The following is an 18,948-nucleotide window of genomic DNA, read 5'->3' as shown; positions in this document are numbered from 1 at the left end:
TAGCGTAGAGCGGTGAGCGAGACGAATACCCCTGCCCTCCAGTACCGCTTCGACGGCCCCGAAGACGCACCCGTGCTGATCCTCGGGCCCTCGCTCGGTACCACGTGGCACATGTGGGACCGGCAGGTGCCCGAGCTGATCAAACAGTGGCGCGTGTTCCGTTTCGACATGCCCGGGCACGGGGGCGCCCCCGCGCACCCCTGCGGCTCCGTCGGTGAGCTCGCCCAGCGGCTCCTCACCACCCTCGACGAGGTCGGCGTGCAGCGCTTCGGCTACGCGGGCTGCGCGTTCGGCGGCGCGATCGGCGCCGAGCTCGCCCTGCGCCACCCGCAGCGCGTCGCCTCCCTGGCGCTGATATCCGCCTCGCCGCGCTTCGGCTCGGCCGACGAGTTCCGCCAGCGCGGCGTCATCGTGCGGAGCAACGGCCTCGACCCCATCGCGCGCACCTCTCCCGACCGCTGGTTCACGCCCGGCTTCGCCGCCGCGCAGCCCGCGATCACCGACTGGGCCGTACAGATGGTGCGTACGACCGACCCCGGCTGCTACATCGCCGCCTGCGAGGCCCTCGCCGCCTTCGACGTGCGCGCGGAGCTCGGACGTATCGGCGTGCCCACGCTCGTCCTCGTCGGGTCGGAGGACCAGGTCACCGGGCAGGGCGAGGCCCGTACGCTCGTCGCGGGCATACCGGACGCCCGCCTCGCCGTGGTGCCGGGCGCCTCCCACCTCGCGCCCGTCGAGCAGCCCGCCGCCGTCACCGACCTTCTCGTACGGCACTTCTCCACCGCCTGGCCGCTCGCCGTGACCGACGCCACCGGCACGCACGCGGCGATCGGCGCCCCTCCGGTCAAGCCGGTGCTCGCGCCGCCGATCCCCGTCTTCCCCGTCGCCGAGATCGGCCCCACGGAGCAGCCCGAAGCCGTGGGCGGCGGCCGTCCCGACCCGTACGAAGCGGGGATCAAGGTCCGCCGCGAGGTGCTCGGTGACGCGCACGTGGACCGCGCGCTCGCCGGGGCCGACGACTTCTCCGAGGACTTCCAGGAACTCGTCACGCGCTACGCGTGGGGCGAGGTCTGGAACCGGCCGGGCCTGGACCGGCGCTCCCGCAGCTGCGTCACCCTGACCGCGCTCGTGGCGGGCGGCCACCTCGACGAGCTGGCCTTCCACACCCGCGCCGCCCTGCGCAACGGCCTCACCCCGCAGGAGATCAAGGAAGTGCTGCTCCAGGCTGCCGTCTACTGCGGCGTACCCGCGGCGAACTCCGCCTTCAAGGTCGCCCAGGCCGTGATCCGGGAGGAAACCACGCCGCAGGAGTAGCAGGATGGGGGCATGACGACTGCCGCGAAGCGCATCAAGCTGACGAAGAAGACGCACGCCTGTGTCCGCCTGGAGCGGGACGGTCAGAAACTCGTCATCGACCCCGGCGGCTTCACCGAAGAGGACGCGGCGCTCGGCGCCGACGCGATCCTGGTCACGCACGAGCACCCGGACCACTTCGACGAGGACCGGCTGCGCGCCGCCATGGAGAACAACCCGGCCGCCGAGATCTGGACCCTGCGCTCCGTCGCGGAGAAGATCTCGGCCGCCTTCCCCGGACGGGTGCACACCGTCGGGAACGGCGACACCTTCCCGGCCGCCGGGTTCGACGTACAGGTGCACGGCGAGCTGCACGCCGTGATCCATCCGGACATCCCGCGGATCACCAACGTCGGTTATCTGGTGGACGGTTCGGTCTTCCACCCCGGCGACGCGCTGACCGTCCCCGACCAGCCGGTGGAGACGTTGATGCTGCCGGTGATGGCCCCCTGGAGCAAGATCTCCGAGGTCATCGACTACGTACGCGAGGTCAAGCCGCAGCGCGCCTACGACGTGCACGACGCGCTGCTCACGGATCTGGCCCGGCCCATCTACGACTCGCAGATCGGGTCCCTCGGCGGCGCCGAGCACCTGCGGCTGACGCCGGGGGAGTCCGCCGAGCTGTGATCGCTCGCCCGGGATTGTCGGTGGCGCCCGGTAGGTTGGGAAGCATGCGCATTGCCACCTGGAACGTGAACTCGATCACCGCTCGGCTGCCGAGGCTGCTCGCCTGGCTGGAGAGCAGCGGTACGGATGTGCTGTGCATCCAGGAGACCAAGACCACCGCCGAGCAGTTCCCCGCCGCCGAGCTGCGCGAGCTGGGCTACGAATCGGCGGTGAACGCGACGGGCCGGTGGAACGGAGTCGCGCTGCTCTCCAAGGTCGGCCTGGAGGACGTGACGATCGGCCTGCCCGACGGCCCCGACTACGAGGGGGTCCAGGAGCCGCGCGCGATCTCCGCGACCTGCGGCCCCGCCCGGGTCTGGTCGGTGTATGTGCCCAACGGCCGCGAGGTGGACCACGCCCACTACGGCTACAAGCTGCGGTGGTTCGAGGCCCTGAAGGCCGCGGTCGCCTCCGACGCGGCGGGCCCGCGGCCGTTCGCGGTCCTCGGGGACTTCAATGTCGCCCCGACCGACGCGGACGTGTGGGACCCCGCCCTGTTCGAGGGCGCCACGCACGTGACCCCCGCCGAGCGCGCGGCGCTCGCCGCCCTGCGGGAAGCGGGCCTCTCGGACGTCGTACCGCGCCCCTTGAAGTACGACCACCCGTTCACGTACTGGGACTACCGCCAGCTGGGCTTCCCCAAGAACAGGGGCATGCGCATCGACCTGGTGTACGGGAACGAGGCGTTCGCCAAGGCCGTATCGGATTCGTACGTGGACCGCGAGGAGCGCAAGGGCAAGGGCGCGTCCGATCACGCGCCGGTCGTGGTGGACCTGGAGGTCTGAGCAGTTCCCCGCGCCCCCCTCGAAGGGCGCGGGGACGTGCCTGTCCCTACGGCTCCAGCGCCTCCAGATCCACCGACTCCGCGATCGCCGCGAGCCCCGCGTCCCCCGGATGCAGATGGTCCCCGCTGTCGTACGCGGGGAGCATCCGCGAGGGGTTCGCCGGGTCCCGAAGGACCGCGTCGAAGTCCAGGACGGCGTCGAAGTCGTCGCCGCCGCGCAGATAGTCGTTGATCTTCACGCGCTCCGCGTCCGCCGCCGCCGTGCACAGAGCCTCGCCCCGGCAGGGCGCGATCGTCGCCGCCACCACCCGCAGGCCGCGTGCGTGCGCCCGCTCGGCGATCTCCCGCATCCCGGCCGTCACCTGGTCCGCCGTCGCTCCCCAGCGGACGTCGTTGACGCCCTCGAAGAGCACGACCGTACGGGCCGAGGTCTGGGCGAACACATCGCGGTCCAGGCGGTGCAGCGCGCTCACGCCGCCCGTGTCGGTGGAGACGCCGTCGCCGGGATAGCGGTCCGCGATCACGCGGTTCGCCGAGATGCCCTGGTTGAGGACGCCGAAGCGCGGGACCTCGTCCTGCCGGAGCAGCCGCGTCGCAAGGACGTTGGGCCAGCGGTGGTTCGCGTCCCGGGTCGACTTCACGCCGTCCGTGATGGAGTCGCCGAGCAGCACCACCGAACCGGGCCCGCCGCTGACGTCGACTCCGGTGAGCAGCGGCCAGGTCGAGATCGTCGACGTGTACGCCGCCGGGGAGCCGTCCGCCGCGTGATCGCCGGGGCCGCTCACGTACGAGGTCTGGATGGCCTGGCTGTGCACGGGCGCGGTCAGTACCGTCTCGGGAAGGTGGAAGCTCACCAGGAGATTGGTGTCCACGGGCACGTCGAAGTCGAGCGGGTCGCTGAACGCCTGCGCGCCCGCCGGGACTTCGGTGCCGCCCTTGCCCCCGAAGGTCAGCCGCCGCGGCTCGCCCCGCGCGCCCGCGCCGGACTCCTGCACCGCCACGGTCGCGCCGCCGATCCGTACCGGACCCGAGGCGAAGGTGTTGTCGAGCCGGATCCGTACCCGCGGCCCGCCCGTGCTCGTGTGGACGACGAGCCGCACGGTCCGGTCGGCCCACGGGCCCACCGTGGTGTACCCGGCCGTCGACGCCGACCAGGTGCCGGTCCACCCCTTCGCCGCCTGGCGCACGGAGAGCGAGAAGACGTGCAGGTCCGGGGCGCCCGGGTCCTTCGGCAGGGTCACCGAGGCGACCTCGCGCCCGCGCGCCACCGGTACGGTCACGACGTAAAGCCGTGCCTTCTCGGCGAGTTGGCCGCCCGGGGTGTTCACGTGCGGCAGCGCGACCGCCTTGGTGGCGAGCGGGCCCGAGCGCCAGTCCGGTGCCGTCAGGCGGTACGTCCCCCTCGACCCGTCCCGGTAGCGCACCGTCCCCGTGCCGCTCGCCTCGCCGCCCGTGCCCGCGACCAGGAACGCCAGCGCGTCCCCGCGCCCGCGCAGCCGCACGGACTGCCCGTCGGCCCGCACGTTGTCCGGCCGGCCCGCGCGGGCGCGGGGCCAGGTCAGCTTCGCCCCGTCCACGGCGAGCGAGCGGCCCGGCGTCCAGCCCGCCGCCGTCAGGTCCCGCGCCGAGAGCGAGCCGCCCGAACCGTCGAAGTCCGCGTCAGCGGGCCGCGCGTCGTCACTGACCGCCCTGTTGTCGAAGAGCCGCTCCAGAGGGAGCGGCCCGGGTCTGTGCGGCGCGGCCTGCGCCGTTGCCACGGGTACGGCGGCGGTGAGCACCGCGAGTACGGCGGCCGCTCCCCAGATACGTGAGATACGCGAGGTACGCGGGCTGCGTGGGCGCACACCAGACCCCTCCCTTGGCTGAAGCTGACGTGACGACAGGTGCGCCATGAAGCTAAGGAGACCGGAGAGACGCGTCAATGAGGTGCGCGTGAACATGACCCGAACTCGCCGGGATGCCGTACGGTCACGGCCCGGGACTGCTCCCCGGCGTCCGCCCCCCGCAGGCCGCGCGGCGCGATTCGCATCATTCCGTGATCAACTGATGCAAGATACATTCTTGGGGCGTTGACATCCATCGGAGAGGCCGATCATGAACATCTCCTTCTTCGGCAGGCGGCGCCGGCAGGAGTCCGCCGCCCCCGGCTCCGTACTCGCCTCGGCGTTCGACGAGGACCCGGCGGGCGTCGCCGAACTCCTCGCCGAATGCGAGCTGCTTCGCTCCCAGGCCGCCACCGCCGGTCTCGAACTCGACGACGCCCCGGCCTCGTTGATCGCTCTCGACCAACTCCTGCCGCGCTGGCGCGACGACCCCGAACTCCTTCCGTGGCTCGGCAACGACGCGGGCCTGTACCTCGGTTCGGTCATCGTCCGTACGGTGCCCGGTGCCACCTGGCACGTCTGGCCCGCGGGCAGCCCCGTCGTTCGGCTCGCGTCGGGGCGCGAAATCCAGGTGGTGGAGGCGGGTCTCGACTGGGCGGTGCACGGTGCTCCCGAGCTGTCCCAGGTCTTCGCGGAGGCCTCCGAGGCGTAGCCGCGGTTCGATGTAACTACAAATACGGTTAATGCCCGTAAGTGCGTGTCGTCCAATAAGTCCCGTTTTCACGTGGATAGTTTGCGCGGACCGACACCGCCGAGAGTGGGCAGGGCAGGGCATGGCCGTCGATCCGCTGATCGAGCTGCGTGATGTGAACAAGTACTACGGGAAGTTGCATGTCCTACAGGACATCAACCTCACCGTCGGCAAGGGGGAGGTGGTCGTGGTCATCGGCCCGTCAGGGTCGGGGAAATCCACGCTCTGCAGGACGATCAACCGTCTCGAGACGATCCAGTCCGGAGCCATCGCTCTGGACGGGCAGCCGCTTCCCGAAGAGGGCAGGGCACTGGCCACGCTCCGCGCCGACGTCGGCATGGTGTTCCAGTCCTTCAACCTCTTCGCGCACAAGACGGTGCTGCAGAACGTCTCCCTCGCGCCGGTCAAGGTGCGGGGCCGCAAGAAGGACGACGCCGAGCGGCGCTCCCGCGAACTCCTGGACCGGGTGGGCCTCGCGACACAGGCCGACAAGTACCCGGCACAGCTCTCGGGCGGCCAGCAGCAGCGCGTGGCCATCGCACGCGCGCTCGCCATGGAGCCCAAGGTGATGCTCTTCGACGAGCCGACCTCCGCCCTCGACCCCGAGATGATCAACGAGGTGCTCGAGGTCATGCAGGGCCTCGCCCGCGACGGCATGACGATGGTCGTCGTCACCCACGAGATGGGCTTCGCCCGCTCGGCCGCCAACCGCGTCGTCTTCATGGCCGACGGCCGCATCGTCGAGGACCGGGCCCCCGAGGACTTCTTCGGCAACCCGGAGAGCGACCGGGCCAAGGACTTCCTCTCCAAGATCCTCAAGCACTGACGGGGGGCCAGGCATGATGCGTACGACACGTCTGCTCGCGGCGCTCGTCCTCGCCGCGTGTGCCGCGACCGCCTGCGGCAAGGAGGGCAGCCCCCCGGTGAAGGGGCCGCAGCCCGACGAACTGCCCGAGTACGAGGTGGCCAAGGGATTCCGGCTGCCGGCGTCCGGCACCTGGAAGAAAGCCGAGAGGCGCGGCCGTCTCGTCGTCGGGGCCAAGGAGGACCAGCCGTTCCTCGGCGAGAAGAACCCCGCCACCGGGGCGTACTCCGGCTTCGACATCGAGATCGCCAAGATGATCGCGGCCTCGCTCGGCTTCGACCCGAAGGCGATCACGTTCAAGACGATCGCGTCGGCGAACCGCGAGACCGCCCTGCAGAACGGGCAGATCGACTACTACGTCGGCACCTACACCATCAACGACCTCCGCAAGAAGCTCGTCGGCTTCGGCGGCCCCTACTACATGGCGGGCCAGGGCCTGCTCGTGCGCTCCGACGAGGACGACATCAACGGGCCGCGGGACCTGGCCGGCAAGAAGGTCTGCTCGGCGGCCGGGTCCACCCCCTACCAGCGCATCCAGAAGGACTACCCCAAGGCGACACTCGTCGCGTACGACACGTACTCCGTCTGCGTCGACAACCTCCTGACCTACCAGGTCGACGCCGTCACCACCGACGACGCGATCCTCATCGGGTACGCGGCCAAGGTGCCCGACGAGCTCAAGGTGGTCGGCAAGCCGTTCTCCGAGGAGCCCTACGGCATCGGCGTGCCCAAGAACGACACCGCCCTGCGGTTCGCCGTCGACGACGCGCTCGCCGCCCGGGAGAAGAACGGCGACTGGAAGAAGGCGTACGACGCCACGCTCGGACTCTCCGGGGTCCCGGCGCCGGAGCCGCCCGCCATCGACCGCTACCCGGCGAGCTGAGGAGGCGTCGTGGACGTACTGACAGACAACTTCTCCACCTTCGGCAAGGGGTTCGTCGGGACCGTCGAACTCACCGTCTACGCCTCGATCCTGGCCCTCGTGCTCGGGTTCGTCATGGCGTCCTTCCGGGTGGCACCGGTCGGCTCCTTCCGGGCGTTCGGCACCGCCTGGGTGACGGTCCTGCGCAACACCCCGCTCACGCTGCTCTTCTTCGCGGTGCTGCTCGGGCTCCCGCGCTTCGGACTCGTCCTGCCCTTCAAGGTGTTCGCCGTCATCGCGCTCGGCTGCTACACCTCCGCCTTCATCTGCGAGGCACTGCGCTCGGGCATCAACACCGTCCCCAGGGGCCAGGGCGAGGCGGCCCGCAGTCTGGGGATGACCTTCGGGCAGACCCTGTCCACGGTGGTGCTCCCGCAGGCCTTCCGGTCGGTCATCCCGCCGGTCGGCTCCACCCTCATCGCCCTCGCCAAGAACTCGGCCATCGCGGGCGCGTTCAGCGTCACCGAACTGCTCGGCACGTACAAGACGCTCAGTGAGCTCGGCTACAACATCATCTGGACGTTCGTCTGGATCGCCGTCGGCTACCTGATCATCACCCTCGCCATCAGCGCCGTCTTCAATGTTCTCGAGAAGCGCTGGGGAGTCGCCCGATGAAAGCCCTCTCCCACGAATCCACCGCCCTCTACGACGTACCGGGCCCGAAGACCGAGCGCAGACACAAGCTCTACGGGCTGCTCTCCACCCTGGTCCTGCTCGCCCTGGTCGGCTGGCTCGTTTATCTCCTCTTCGACACCGACCAGTTCACCGCGGCGAAGTGGACGCCCTTCGAGTACAAGGGCATCCAGGAACTCCTCCTGAAGGGCCTGGGGAACACCCTCAAGGCCTTCGCCATCTCGGCGGTGCTCGCACTCGCGCTCGGCTGCCTGCTCGCCATGGGGCGGCTCTCCGAGCACAAGCCGGTGCGCTGGGTGGCCACGCTCCTCGTGGAGTTCTTCCGCGCGATGCCGGTCCTGGTCATGATCTTCTTCGTCTTCGTGGCGCTGAAGGTGCAGCCGCTGCCGGCCCTGGTCACCGGGCTCACGCTCTACAACGGCTCGGTGCTCGCCGAGGTCTTCCGCTCGGGCGTGAACTCCGTGGAGCGCGGCCAGCGGGAGGCGGCGTACGCGCTCGGGATGCGCAAGACACAGGTGATGACGCACGTCCTCGTACCGCAGGCCGTGCGCGCCATGCTGCCCGCCATCATCAGCCAGTTGGTGGTCGCGCTCAAGGACACCTCGCTCGGCTATCTGATCACCTATGAGGAGTTCCTCCATGCCGGGAAACTGATCGCGTCGAACCTCGACTACGATCTACCTTTCATCCCCGTGGTTCTGGTGATCTCGCCGATCTACATCGGGATGTGCATGCTGCTCTCGTGGTTCGCCCAGTGGGTGTCCAAGCGACAGCGGCGCAATCCCAAGACCGAGGCCGCGGACGTGGCATCGGCCGAACCAGGGACGCTGCTGCCGGGCAGGCAGTAGTTACAGGGGCCAGGCCCACCCGGCAGCAGCCGGTGATCACTTCTCGCGCAGCGGGACCGACACGTATGACGGGTCGGACGCGGGCGAGGAGAAGGTCAGCTGCGCGCCGGACGGGTTGTGCTCGATGTAGAGCGGGTCGACCGTGTCGACCACCAGGGCGAGCCTGTGTCCTGCCGGGACGTCGTAGGCCGTGGAGAACAACTCCAGGTCCACGCCGAACGGCCGGCCGGGGGTCTTGCCGTGGAAGGTGTAAGGCGCGTTGCTGACCAGCTTGCCGAGGCCGAGCGGGCCCACGTCGTACAGGTACGCGACGAGGGTGCCGCTCTCCTTGGTACTGGTGAGCGTGGTGTGCAGCTTCGCCGTCCCGCGCACCCGCTGGGCCCTGTCGTACTTCTCGGACTGCCAGACGCCCGCGTAGCGCCGCGGAAGCAGCGGCATCGAGGCCACCGGCGGGGTCTTGAGGAACTGGTCGAGGGCGTTTGAGAGCAGCACGGTGCCGCCGTTGGCGCCCGAGTCGACGTTCGCGCGGATCGTCGTGGAACCCGCCAGGTCGATCTTCTTCTGCGTCGCCCCGACGGACTTCCAGTCGGGGTAGCCCTCGTAGTCGCCCGTAGAGCGGGACTTGATCCGGACGGGCTGCTCGGTGTCGACGCCGTTCTTCTCGCCCTTGAGGTAGCGGTCGAACCAGCGCTGGGTGGAGGTCCAGGTGTCGTTGGGCAGCCCGAGCAGGCCGGTCAGCTCGGAGGTCGCGTGGTCGCCGGGCCGGAACTCCAGGCGCTTGGGGCCCGTCAACCGCTCGTAGAACTCGGCGTACTGGTTGGGCGGGAAGATGGTGTCGCCCCAGGCGTTGCCCAGCATGACGGCCGCGCCGTTCTCGTTGATCCGGTCGATGTAGGTCGCGGGGGAGCGCTTGGCGCCCCACGCGATCATCTCGTCCTCCTTGTCCAGGTTGGACCCGAGGAAGTCCTTCAGCGTCTGCCGGAGTTCGGGGCTCGGCCGGCCCGTGAGGACACCGGCGCCGCCGAGCAGTCCGGCGGCCTGCTGGTGCTGGGTGCGCCCGCTGTAGATCGAATCGATCAGATCGCCCCAGCCGCTCAGCGCGGCGACGGCCTTGATCCGCTTGTCGTGCCCGGCCGCGAGCAGGCTGATGCCCGCGCCGTACGAGACGCCGCCCATGCCGATCTTCCCGGGGTCGGCCGGGGTGTTCTCCAGGGTCCAGTCGATGACCTTGGAGGCGTCCGCGATGTCCTCGGGGCCGCCGGTCTCGATCTCGCCGCCGGACTGCCAGAAGCCGCGCGAGTTGTAACTGACCACGACGTAGCCGGAGTTCGCGAGCTTCTGGGCCTGCGCGACGTACTCGATCTGCGGCATGGCCCAGCTGGTGGGCAGCACGATCGCCGGGTACTTGCCGCCCGCCTTCGCGCCCTTCGGGGTGAAGACGTTGGCCTTGAGGATCGTGCCGCCGTCGCCGGGGATGTCGACGAAGCGGACGTCCGCCGAGCCGGCCGCCGCCCGCGGAGCGGCCGCGGGGGCCGCTTGGGCGGCCGGGGCGAGGCCGAAGGCGGCGCCGGCGACGAGAGTCGCCGACACGGCGCCCACGGTGGTCGTACGCAGAGCCTTGCGCGGTTGTCCCACGGGTCACTCCTTACTCGTGCAAGCAAAGTGACCCGACGGTAACCTCGGGTGCTTACCGGTGGTAACCCGTCGGTAAGTTACGCACCGGTAACGATTGTTGAGGGATTGACCTCCGGGGGGCGGCTCTCAGTTCAGCGCGCTCTTCGTCTGCCAGTCGGCCCACGAGATGTTCCACTCGCCGTAGCCGTTGCCCGGCTCGGGGACGCCCTTCGAGCCGCTGCCGGAGACCTCGAACGGGTCGCCGACCCGGACCTGGCCGTACAGCCAGGAGGCGTCGGCGTCGCTCATGCCGATGCAGCCCGAGCTGTGGTTCGTGTTGCCGAAGTACGCGGCGTTCCAGGGCGCCGCGTGCGCGTACATGCCCGACCAGGTCAGCCGCATCGAGTTGTCGACCATCTTGTCGTAGGCGTCGCCGAGGCCGACCGTCTCGGAGCGCATGTTGATCGTGCCCTCCTTCGCCATCAGGACGGACGTGCCGCCCCAGGACGCCTTGTCGCCGCCGGGCGTGCCCGCCGACATCGGGACGGTCTTCACGCTCTGCCCGTCGCGCACGAGCGTCGCCCGCTTGCTGTCGAGGTCGACCTTGACCTGCTGGCTCCTGCCGACCGTGAAGCCGGTCGCGTAGTCGCGGACGAACCAGCCGCCGTCCGCGCCCGAGTCGACGCCGTTGAGCTCGGCGTCCAGCTTCACCTTCGTGCCGGACTTCCAGTAGCTCTTCGGGCGCCAGTCGACGCGGTCCTTGCCGTCGTGGTTCTTGATCCAGCCCCAGGAGCCGGTGGTGTCGTTCGAGGTCGTCACCTTCAGGTGCTTCTCGACCTCGGCCTTGTTCTTCACCGGGTGGTCGAAGACGACGGACAGGGGCTGCGCGACGCCGACCGTGGTGTCCTTGCCGGGCGCCAGGGAGAGTTTGTTCACGTGCTCCGGGGCGGCCGTCCTGAAGGAGGCCCGCGCACTGCCGCCCTCGTCGGTCACCGCCTTCACCTTGTACGAGGTGCCGGGCGCCGCCTTGCGGTCCGAGGTCCAGGTGGTGCCGTTCGCGGCGACCTCGCCGGAGAGCTTCGCGCCCTTGCCGTCGGTGACCGTGACCTGCTTCAGCTTGCCCTCGGCCAGCTTCACCTCGACCGGGGAGCCCGCCTTGGCCTGCTTGCCCTGCAAGTTGACGGATATGTCTGGCTTGTCGGCTTTCGTGTCGGCGGCCGCGGAGGTGCCGCCCGAGCAGGCGGTCAGCGCGGCGGCGAGCGTCGCCAGGCCCGCGACCGTGACCGCGGCCCCGGTGCGGCGGGGGCGTATGGACTGGCGGTGACTCGGCGAGCTCAGGGGCCTCAAGGGAACGTACCTCCGTGCGAATGTGGAACCGCACGGTGAGAGGGTCAAAGGTCCCGTTGGGTTGCCTCTTGCCCCGAAATTCCCGACTGGGTCACAGAGGCGGGTTATGAGCCGGATGCGGACGTTCGGCGCGCGGTGATGTGCCGGTCACTTCGCGCGATGGGATGCGCGGCTCGGAGCGGGCGCCGGGGCAGGGGCCTGAGCGGCGCGGGTGACGTCCCCGACGAGCTCGACGACGTCGGGACCGTACGCCTGGGAGTTGACGACCTTCAGAAGCAGGACGAACGTGTTGGAGCCGTGCTTGCGGGCGAGGCGCTCGTGGTGCCGGGCGAGATAGCGGGTCGCCGCCTGGTTGGTGATCGCGCGCTGGCCGCAGAAGACGAAGACGGGTCTCGCCTCCTGTTCCTGCCCGCGGTGAGCCGCGCGAGGATCACGTACTCCGTGATGCCGCCCTCCATGCGGTAGCGCTCGCTGCCGATCTGGAACGCCCCGCGGTCCGGGCCCGGCTCCGGATCGGTGTTGACGCGGACGCCCGGCAGCAGGGAGTGCATGTGCGCGGCCATGCGGCGGTTGACCGTGGGGGAGCCGACGCAGAACTCGGTGCGTTCGCCGAAGCTCTGCTGCGCGGCGTCGTGCGCGACGAGCTGGGCGTGCGCGCCGCAGCCCTTGATCAGCGCGGAGAGTTCGAGGAGCGCGGACACGTCGTGGCGTACGACGGTGAGATCGGGCCCGCCGGCCTCGCGGTTCACCACGAGCAGCGACTCGGAGTTGTCGGGCAGCCCGAAGAAGGCCTGCTTGCGGCGGAGCTTGCGCCGCCAGAGGTAGGTACGGGCGAGCCAGCCCAGCACGGCACCGAGGCCGGCCGCGATCAGGCCGAGGACGATATTGCGCACGTCTTCAGTCATGGGGGCGCATGCTAGCGGTCTTTAGGACCGGTGTTCGAGGCGGTCCTGACGTGGCGGGGGAACCGAAGTTACGCTGCGCGGACGGCTGTTGACTGGAGGTACGAATGCGTCGTGCTGTCGTACGGAATCTGACGCTATTGGCGGTCGGAGGGGTGTTGGTGTCGGTCGGGGCTGCCGTGCCCCCTTCGTCCGCGCGCCCGGCTGAACCTGCCTCGACGGCTCCGGAGAAGACACCGCTGGCCGTCGGTTACGGCGGCGCTGTCTCCAGCGTCGACGCGGACGCGTCCGCCGCCGGGATCGAGGTCCTGAGGAAGGGCGGCAACGCGGTGGACGCGGCGGTCGCCACGGCGGCGGCCCTCGGCGTGACCGAGCCCTACTCGGCGGGTGTGGGAGGCGGCGGCTACTTCGTCCACTACGACGCCAAGTCCCGCAAGGTGAGCACGATCGACGGCCGCGAGACGGCCCCGCGTACCGCCGACTCCGGCCTCTTCCTGGAGAACGGCAAACCCATCCCCTTCGCGGACGCCGTCACCAGCGGCCTGGGCGTGGGCACGCCCGGCACCCCCGCGACCTGGCAGTCCGCACTCGACAAGTGGGGCAGCAAGCGGCTCGGCACGCTCCTGAAGCCCGCCGAGCGGCTCGCGCGCGACGGGTTCACCGTGGACGGCACCTTCCGCTCGCAGACCGCGTCGAACCAGGAGCGGTTCGCCGACTTCCCGGACTCGGCGAAGCTCTTCCTGCCCGGCGGCGAGCTGCCCGTGGTCGGCTCCACGTTCAAGAACCCCGACCTCGCGCGGACGTACGAGGAGCTGGGGCGCGAGGGCGTCGGGGCGATGTACCGCGGCGGCATCGGCAAGGACGTCGTACGGACCGTGAACAAGCCGCCGGTGGACCCGGCGTCGGAGCGGGTGGCCAGGCCCGGCGACCTGTCCGCGAAGGACCTCAAGGCCTACGCGGTGAAGCGGCAGGCGCCGACGAAGACCTCCTACCGCGGGCTCGACGTCTACTCGATGGCTCCCTCGTCCTCCGGCGGCACGACCGTCGGCGAGGCGCTCAACATCCTGGAGCGGACCGACCTGTCGAAGGCCTCGAAGAAGAAGTACCTGCACCGGTACATCGAGGCGAGCCGTGTCGCGTTCGCCGACCGCGGGCGCTGGGTGGGCGACCCCGCTTTCGAGGACGTACCGACGAAGGAACTGCTCTCGCAGAAGTTCGCCGACTCGCGGGAGTGCCTGATCCGCGACGACGCGGTCCTCAAGAGCCCCCTCGCGCCGGGCGACCCGCGCGACCCGGCCGCCTGCGAGTCCGGCGACAAGGCCGCCCCGACCACGTACGAAGGGGAGAACACGACGCACCTCACGGCCGCCGACAAGTGGGGCAACGTCGTCGCCTACACCCTGACCATCGAGTCGACGGGCGGCAGCGGCATCACCGTGCCCGGACGCGGTTTCCTGCTCAACAACGAACTGACCGACTTCTCCTTCGCGCCCGCCGACCCGGCCGTGCACGACCCGAACCTGCCGGGTCCGGGGAAGCGGCCCCGGTCCTCGATCTCGCCGACGATCGTCCTGGAGAAGGGGAAGCCGCTGGTCGCGCTCGGCTCACCGGGCGGCGCGACGATCATCACCACCGTGCTGCAGACCCTGACCGGCTTCGTCGACCGGGGTCTTCCGCTCGTCGACGCGATCGCCGCGCCGCGCGCCAGCCAGCGCAACGCCGCGCAGACCGAGCTGGAGCCGGGCCTCTGGGACAGCTCGCTGCGGGCCGAACTGGAGGCGATCGGGCACTCCTTCAAGCAGAACCCCGAGATCGGCGCGGCCACCGGAGTGCAGCGGCTGCCGGGCGGGAAGTGGCTCGCCGCGGCGGAGAAGGTGCGCCGGGGCGGCGGCTCGGCGATGGTGGTGCGACCGCAGTAGGGAAGGCCGGGCGGGCCGTGCGGCCCGCCCGGCCCGGCGTGTTCAGCGGGCCGCGCAGTTCTGCTCCAGCTCGTTGGCCGCCCAGCGGATCGGCCCCTCGGGGTCATCGTGCAGATGACGCAGCGCGGGCAATGCCTCGCGCACCGCGGCCAGTTGGGCGTCGCCCCGGCCGCCGCGGGCCTGGTGGACGTCCGCCAGGTCCGCGATCAGGAGGAGCAGCGTGCTGCGGGCGCGGTTGTCCGGGTCCGTCATCAGCTCGACCAGGAACGGGATGGCGGGGACCGCCGCGGTCGACGCCGCCTCCTTGGAGACGAGGAGGCGGTACAGGTCGTGGACCGCGTCCATGGCCGTCTTCTTGTCGTCCGACGCCACCTTGCCGATCAGCTCGGGGACCTGGTGGCCGGGGCCGCGCGCGGTCCACAGGGATCCCCAGTCGACGCTCTCCAGGCGCCGCCGGAGGTCCCGGTGCGGCCACAGCGCGGCCAGGTCGAGGCGGAGCGCGGCGGTGGAGTCCGCGTCGGTGACGCGCAGGATGCCGTGGGTGTTGTGGGTGCCGTCTGTGCTACCTGTGCCGTCTGTGCCGTCGGCGTCGAGGCCCAGGAACTTGATGCCGGTGCCGAGGCGGAGGTCGGCCACCGCGTCGGACGCCAGGTCCCAGACGCGCACCAGGCCGTCCGCCCAGGCCGCGGCGAGCGCGGGCCCGGTGGGCAGGACCGCGGCGGCGAGAGAGACGACCGGAGTGCTCCTGCGGGCGAACGGCGCGCGCATCGGCTTGCGGCGCGTCGACCAGTAGCGGATCACGCCGTGCGCGTCGCCGCTCAGGACCACACGGGTGCCGCTCGCGAGCTCCATGCAGGTCACGGAGGTCACCGGGGCGCGGTGCAGGGAGAGGGTGATGGTCTCCGGGTCCTCGTCGTCCGTCTCGCGGACGTGCACGGAGCCTTCCGCGTCCCCCGCGACGAGCAGGGTCGGTCCGTGCAGGGAGGCCACTGCCGTGAGGGCGCCGGGCGCTTCGACGAGCGCGGCAGCCGCCCCTGCGACGGAGGGCGGCTGCGGGTACTCACGGGTGAGGACCGTCCACCGGCCGCGCGGGTCGGCGTCACCCGCGCGGAGGGAGACGGGGCCCAGGTCCTCCGGGGGTGCGGGCACTTCGGACGGCGGGCGGATGTCCTTGTCCGTCCACTCGACGCCCAGCGTCCGGGCGACATCGAGCAGCGCCTCGCGGGTTCGGGCGTTGATCACGATCTTGAAGTCGGCCCCGGGACCGCGGCCGTGGCGTATGACCGCGTCCGGGGCGCCGTACGAGAGCGCGTCGGTGCCCGACTCCTGCCAGGGCAGCAGGCCCAGTTCGCGGTACGAGGACTCCAGCCGGCGCACGATCCCGGGGTCGGCGTCGACGGTGCCGCGGCCGAGCCGCATCGTCCAGCCGTAGTGGGCGGGCATCCGCTCGAAGGCGAGCTGCATCAGGAACTCGGAGAGGGAACGGCTCTGCACCACCCACTCGCCACCCACGCTGACGAGGACCCGCGGATCGGCGAGCCCGGCGTCGGCGGCGAGATAGCCCCACTCGTGGGCGTAGTGGTACTCGGACATGAAGACGCACACGCGCGGGTCGTCACCGGGACCGACGAGCCCGCCGGCCGGGTCCGCCGTGAACTCGGAGATCGTGGGCGGCCACTGTGTGTGGACCCAGTACAGGCGCGGATCGAAGGCGAAGGAATTGAGCGGGGAGTCCCACCATTCGTTGAGCGCCAGGGGGATCGGCAGGTCCCAGTCGATGCCGTGCTTCTTGTTCTCGCCGCCCCAGCGGGAGTGGCCGGGCTCGCCGCCCGGATCCACGTATCCCCACTCCCGCTGCACCTCGTCGAGCAACGACCAGCGGGGGCGCCCCTGTTGACGCCGGAGGCGGTCCGCGAACTGTCCGTAATCGATGATCTCGTGTGTCACCGGTGCATCGTACGGATGATCTTCGTGGACTTATGTCTTCACGGCGTCACAATGCCGGGCCAATAACTATACCGGTATGAGAATGGGTTTCTGGGGGTCATTGGATTACAGTGGCCCCATGGTGCGGACCCCTCTGACCCAGGAAGAGCGCGAGCGCGGCGAGCAACTCGGCCGGCTGCTGCGTGCGGCGCGCGGCGAGCGGAGCATGGTGGAGGTGGCCGCGAGTGCCGGGCTCTCCGCGGAGACGCTGCGCAAGATCGAGACCGGGCGGGCGCCGACGCCCGCGTTCTTCACCGTGTCCGCGCTGGCCTTGACGCTGGGGCTCTCGCTGGACGAGGTGGCCCGGGCGTGCGTCCTGATGCCCGCTCCCGCGTGAGAGCTGTCCGCCTCAGGGCGCCGGAGTCCAGGCGGCGGCGTGCCGTGCGGCGAAGTCCGCGAAGCTGCGGGGCGCCCGGCCGGTGACGCGCTCGACGGCGGGGTCCACGCGGTCCTCGGAGCCATGGGCGATGCTGTCGTCCATGGCCGCGAGCAGGCGGGCGAACGCCTCCGGAATCCCCGCGGTGACGAGCCGTTCGCGAAATACCGCCACGGAGACGGAGCGATGGCGGACATCGCGCCCCGAAACCCCGGAGACCGCCTCCGCGATGTCCGCGTAGCTCAGCGCCTGCGGCCCCGTGATGAGGTGCGCCGCGTTGTGCGGCCGTTCATCCGTCAGGGCCCGTACGGCGACCGCGGCAATGTCGTCCGCGTCGACGAACGCCACCCGCCCCGGCCCGGTGGCCGTCACGATCTCGTCCGCGGTGCGGATGCTCTCGCCGTGGAGATGGCCCGGCGCGACGAAGTTCTGCATGAACCACGAGGGCCGCAACACCGCCCATTCCGGGGCCAGTTCGCGCAGTGCCCGGTGGACCTCGCCGACTCCCGGGCCGCCCTCGGCGATGGCGGAGGAGCTCAGCAGCACGAAGCGGCGCACGCCCGCGGCCAGGGCGCGCTCCAGGAACGGCACCATCAGCCGGGCGGGCTCGGCGTCGCCGACGGGCGGCACCAGATAGACGCCGTCCACGCCGGTGAGGGCGGGGGCGTGGGTTGCCGCGTCGGCCCAGTCGAAGCGGACCTGGCGGGTGCCCGGTGCCGGGGTGCGGCTTGCGATGCGTACGGTCGCGCCCTGCCGCCCGGAGGTGTCTTCGCCGGCCAGGGCCTTCGCCACGCGGCTGCCCGTGTTGCCCGTGCCCCCGGTGATCAGAAAGCGCATGGTCATCGGGCCTCTCCGGGGCGGGTGGCGCCCACGGGTATCCCGCCGTCGAAGGCGTCGGCGGCCAGCGCGCCGTTCCAGTAGTCGCGAAAGCGCGTGATCCGCCCGTCGTGGACGGTCACGACCTGGATGTACGGCATGTCGAAGGGGCGCCCCGTGCTGACCGCCCGGCCGGTGCCGCGCAGTTCCGCGACGATGGTCGCGGGGTCGTCGGTGCGGTGCACGGTCAGATCCTCGAAGCTCCGCAGGTCGATGTGGTCGGGGTAGTCGGCCATGTAGTCGCGCACGGCCTCGCGGCCGACGAGGCGGTGCGGGGCGCCGGGAAGCGCGAAGGGGAACTCGAAGACGCCGTCCGGCGCCCAGAGGCCGACCCAGCCGTCGATGTCCTTGGCGAGGAGGAGGTCGAGGGAGCGGGCGAACACGTCGGTCGCCGAGGGGTGCGTATCGGGGTGGTGGCGTGACATGTCGGGCTGGTCGCGTGGAATGCCGGCTTCTGTGTGCTGTGGCGTCATGGCGGCGACGTTAACCTGACCCGGGGTCCGTTTACAAGTACCGGACCCCGGGTCGACTTATGCTGGGGGTCCGCACGTCCCGCTCTTCGAGGAGGAACCATCGCCGCCCGCAAGGAGAGAGCCGACTCGGTCCGCAACAGGGCCGCGCTGCTGGCCGCCGCCGCCCGGCTGTTCAAGGAGGCGGCGGACCCCGACAGCGTCAAGATGGCCGACGTCGCGCAGGCCGCCGGAGCCGGCAAGGGCACGGTCTTCCGGCACTTCTCCGACCGCGTCGGCCTGATCGGGGCGCTGGTCGCCGAAGAGACGCGGCAGCTGCGCGAGCAAGTCGTGGACGGGCCGCCGCCCCTGGGTCCGGGGGCGCCGGCGGCCGAGCGGCTGCCCGCGCTGATGGCCGCGCTCCTCGACCTCAAGCTGAACCAGCGCGCCCTGATGCTCGCCCTGGAGCGGGCGGGCGCCGGGAGTCCGTACCTCAACCCGGCCTACGACCTGTGGCACTCCGAAGTCGCCGGAATGCTGGTCGGCGCACACGGGCGCGAGGGTGCCGACTACCTCGCCCACGCGCTGCTCGCCGCCGTCCGCAGTGACCTGGTCGAGCATCTGACCGGCCAGGGCGCGAGCCCGGCGCAGTTGCACGCGGGGCTGCGGCGGCTGTGTGCGTCCGTCCTCGCCGGCGGCGCGTGAGGCGAGGAGTGGGGCGAGGTGTGAGGCGAGGTGTGACGCGAGGCGTGAGGCGAGGCGTGAGGCGAGGCGTGAGGCGTTTCGTGTCGGGCGGGAAACTGCGTGTAGTCGTCCCGTAACGCAAGTACTGTT

At 70.8% G+C, this 18,948-nt stretch carries 17 protein-coding genes and 1 pseudogene; 11 read left to right on the top strand and 7 right to left on the bottom strand.

What is annotated here, in order from left to right; genetic code table 11:
• The first annotated feature begins 12 nt into the window (after positions 1 to 12).
• From pcaDC to IE226_RS11195, 3 genes are read left to right on the top strand one after another with little or no spacing between them, the layout of a single operon-like run.
• On the top strand, positions 13 to 1,314 hold the full coding sequence (gene pcaDC / locus IE226_RS11205) for a bifunctional 3-oxoadipate enol-lactonase/4-carboxymuconolactone decarboxylase PcaDC (protein WP_190080922.1): 1,302 nt from the start codon (positions 13 to 15) through the stop codon (positions 1,312 to 1,314).
• Positions 1,315 to 1,347: 33 nt separating this feature from the next.
• Positions 1,348 to 1,980, top strand: coding sequence for an MBL fold metallo-hydrolase (locus tag IE226_RS11200; protein WP_190081016.1), 633 nt, complete (start codon positions 1,348 to 1,350; stop codon positions 1,978 to 1,980).
• A 44-nt stretch (positions 1,981 to 2,024) separates the two neighbouring features.
• On the top strand, positions 2,025 to 2,804 hold the full coding sequence (locus IE226_RS11195) for an exodeoxyribonuclease III (RefSeq protein ID WP_190080921.1): 780 nt from the start codon (positions 2,025 to 2,027) through the stop codon (positions 2,802 to 2,804).
• 46 nt (positions 2,805 to 2,850) lie between these two features.
• Here the strand turns inward: IE226_RS11195 and IE226_RS11190 are convergent, their stop codons facing one another.
• A complete protein-coding gene (locus tag IE226_RS11190) occupies positions 2,851 to 4,695 on the bottom strand; it encodes an SGNH/GDSL hydrolase family protein (protein ID WP_190080920.1) in 1,845 nt (614 codons plus the stop codon).
• A 202-nt stretch (positions 4,696 to 4,897) separates the two neighbouring features.
• Here IE226_RS11190 and IE226_RS11185 point away from each other — a divergent pair, with 202 nt between their 5' ends.
• The 5 genes from IE226_RS11185 to IE226_RS11165 all read left to right on the top strand — a co-directional run bounded on the left by IE226_RS11185 (position 4,898) and on the right by IE226_RS11165 (position 8,645).
• Entirely contained in the window at positions 4,898 to 5,338 is a 441-nt protein-coding gene (locus tag IE226_RS11185) for a DUF6278 family protein (RefSeq protein WP_190080919.1), read from the top strand.
• A gap of 121 nt (positions 5,339 to 5,459) precedes the next feature.
• Positions 5,460 to 6,203 carry an amino acid ABC transporter ATP-binding protein gene (locus IE226_RS11180; protein WP_190080918.1) on the top strand — a complete coding sequence of 248 codons (744 nt, stop codon included), beginning with the start codon at positions 5,460 to 5,462 and terminating at the stop codon, positions 6,201 to 6,203.
• 13 nt (positions 6,204 to 6,216) lie between these two features.
• Positions 6,217 to 7,125 (top strand): glutamate ABC transporter substrate-binding protein, encoded by a 909-nt coding sequence (locus tag IE226_RS11175; protein ID WP_506417419.1) that lies wholly within the window; start codon positions 6,217 to 6,219, stop codon positions 7,123 to 7,125.
• 9 nt (positions 7,126 to 7,134) lie between these two features.
• Positions 7,135 to 7,779 (top strand): amino acid ABC transporter permease, encoded by a 645-nt coding sequence (locus IE226_RS11170; protein WP_190080917.1) that lies wholly within the window; start codon positions 7,135 to 7,137, stop codon positions 7,777 to 7,779.
• Complete coding sequence (locus IE226_RS11165; RefSeq protein ID WP_190080916.1) at positions 7,776 to 8,645, top strand: amino acid ABC transporter permease; 870 nt, start codon at positions 7,776 to 7,778, stop codon at positions 8,643 to 8,645. Before IE226_RS11170 ends, IE226_RS11165 begins: the two co-directional genes overlap by 4 nt.
• 36 nt (positions 8,646 to 8,681) lie before the next feature.
• On the opposite strand, the gene IE226_RS11160 is transcribed toward IE226_RS11165, so the two are convergent.
• The 3 genes and pseudogenes from IE226_RS11160 to IE226_RS11150 all read right to left on the bottom strand — a co-directional run bounded on the left by IE226_RS11160 (position 8,682) and on the right by IE226_RS11150 (position 12,511).
• Positions 8,682 to 10,280: a CocE/NonD family hydrolase gene (locus IE226_RS11160; protein ID WP_190080915.1), complete on the bottom strand. Its 1,599-nt coding sequence runs from the start codon at positions 10,278 to 10,280 to the stop codon at positions 8,682 to 8,684.
• Between the two features lie 126 nt (positions 10,281 to 10,406).
• A complete protein-coding gene (locus IE226_RS11155; protein ID WP_190081014.1) occupies positions 10,407 to 11,597 on the bottom strand; it encodes a L,D-transpeptidase in 1,191 nt (396 codons plus the stop codon).
• Between the two features lie 156 nt (positions 11,598 to 11,753).
• A pseudogene (locus IE226_RS11150) lies at positions 11,754 to 12,511 on the bottom strand (hypothetical protein).
• 104 nt (positions 12,512 to 12,615) lie between these two features.
• Here IE226_RS11150 and ggt point away from each other — a divergent pair.
• Positions 12,616 to 14,427: a gamma-glutamyltransferase gene (gene ggt / locus IE226_RS11145; protein ID WP_190080914.1), complete on the top strand. Its 1,812-nt coding sequence runs from the start codon at positions 12,616 to 12,618 to the stop codon at positions 14,425 to 14,427.
• A 42-nt stretch (positions 14,428 to 14,469) separates the two neighbouring features.
• On the opposite strand, the gene IE226_RS11140 is transcribed toward ggt, so the two are convergent.
• Positions 14,470 to 16,374 (bottom strand): WD40 repeat domain-containing protein, encoded by a 1,905-nt coding sequence (locus IE226_RS11140; RefSeq protein WP_190080913.1) that lies wholly within the window; start codon positions 16,372 to 16,374, stop codon positions 14,470 to 14,472.
• Positions 16,375 to 16,492: 118 nt separating this feature from the next.
• Between IE226_RS11140 and IE226_RS11135 the strand changes: the two genes are divergently transcribed.
• On the top strand, positions 16,493 to 16,750 hold the full coding sequence (locus IE226_RS11135; RefSeq protein WP_190080912.1) for a helix-turn-helix domain-containing protein: 258 nt from the start codon (positions 16,493 to 16,495) through the stop codon (positions 16,748 to 16,750).
• 12 nt (positions 16,751 to 16,762) lie between these two features.
• Here IE226_RS11135 and IE226_RS11130 read toward each other — a convergent pair whose 3' ends face one another.
• Complete coding sequence (locus tag IE226_RS11130) at positions 16,763 to 17,632, bottom strand: NmrA family NAD(P)-binding protein (RefSeq protein ID WP_190080911.1); 870 nt, start codon at positions 17,630 to 17,632, stop codon at positions 16,763 to 16,765.
• Entirely contained in the window at positions 17,629 to 18,138 is a 510-nt protein-coding gene (locus tag IE226_RS11125; RefSeq protein ID WP_373306922.1) for a nuclear transport factor 2 family protein, read from the bottom strand. Before IE226_RS11125 ends, IE226_RS11130 begins: the two co-directional genes overlap by 4 nt.
• Positions 18,139 to 18,237: 99 nt before the next feature.
• Here IE226_RS11125 and IE226_RS11120 point away from each other — a divergent pair, with 99 nt between their 5' ends.
• Complete coding sequence (locus IE226_RS11120; protein WP_190081012.1) at positions 18,238 to 18,819, top strand: TetR/AcrR family transcriptional regulator; 582 nt, start codon at positions 18,238 to 18,240, stop codon at positions 18,817 to 18,819.
• Positions 18,820 to 18,948 lie beyond the last annotated feature (129 nt).

The sequence above is a fragment of the Streptomyces longisporoflavus genome (genome assembly GCF_014649775.1).
GTDB classification, from domain to species: domain Bacteria; phylum Actinomycetota; class Actinomycetes; order Streptomycetales; family Streptomycetaceae; genus Streptomyces; species Streptomyces longisporoflavus.
This window is presented reverse-complemented; position numbering and strand designations above follow the sequence as displayed.

Excerpts from the sequence above, each read along its gene's own strand:
- IE226_RS11195 (WP_190080921.1), top strand. The coding sequence starts at position 2,025 with ATGCGCATTGCCACCTGGAACGTGAACTCGATCACCGCTCGGCTGCCG.
- IE226_RS11190 (WP_190080920.1), bottom strand. The coding sequence starts at position 4,695 with ATGGCGCACCTGTCGTCACGTCAGCTTCAGCCAAGGGAGGGGTCTGGT.
- IE226_RS11185 (WP_190080919.1), top strand. The coding sequence starts at position 4,898 with ATGAACATCTCCTTCTTCGGCAGGCGGCGCCGGCAGGAGTCCGCCGCC.
- IE226_RS11180 (WP_190080918.1), top strand. The coding sequence starts at position 5,460 with ATGGCCGTCGATCCGCTGATCGAGCTGCGTGATGTGAACAAGTACTAC.
- IE226_RS11175 (WP_506417419.1), top strand. The coding sequence starts at position 6,217 with ATGATGCGTACGACACGTCTGCTCGCGGCGCTCGTCCTCGCCGCGTGT.
- IE226_RS11165 (WP_190080916.1), top strand. The coding sequence starts at position 7,776 with ATGAAAGCCCTCTCCCACGAATCCACCGCCCTCTACGACGTACCGGGC.
- ggt (WP_190080914.1), top strand. The coding sequence starts at position 12,616 with ATGCGTCGTGCTGTCGTACGGAATCTGACGCTATTGGCGGTCGGAGGG.
- IE226_RS11135 (WP_190080912.1), top strand. The coding sequence starts at position 16,493 with ATGGTGCGGACCCCTCTGACCCAGGAAGAGCGCGAGCGCGGCGAGCAA.
- IE226_RS11130 (WP_190080911.1), bottom strand. The coding sequence starts at position 17,632 with ATGACCATGCGCTTTCTGATCACCGGGGGCACGGGCAACACGGGCAGC.
- IE226_RS11125 (WP_373306922.1), bottom strand. The coding sequence starts at position 18,138 with ATGACGCCACAGCACACAGAAGCCGGCATTCCACGCGACCAGCCCGAC.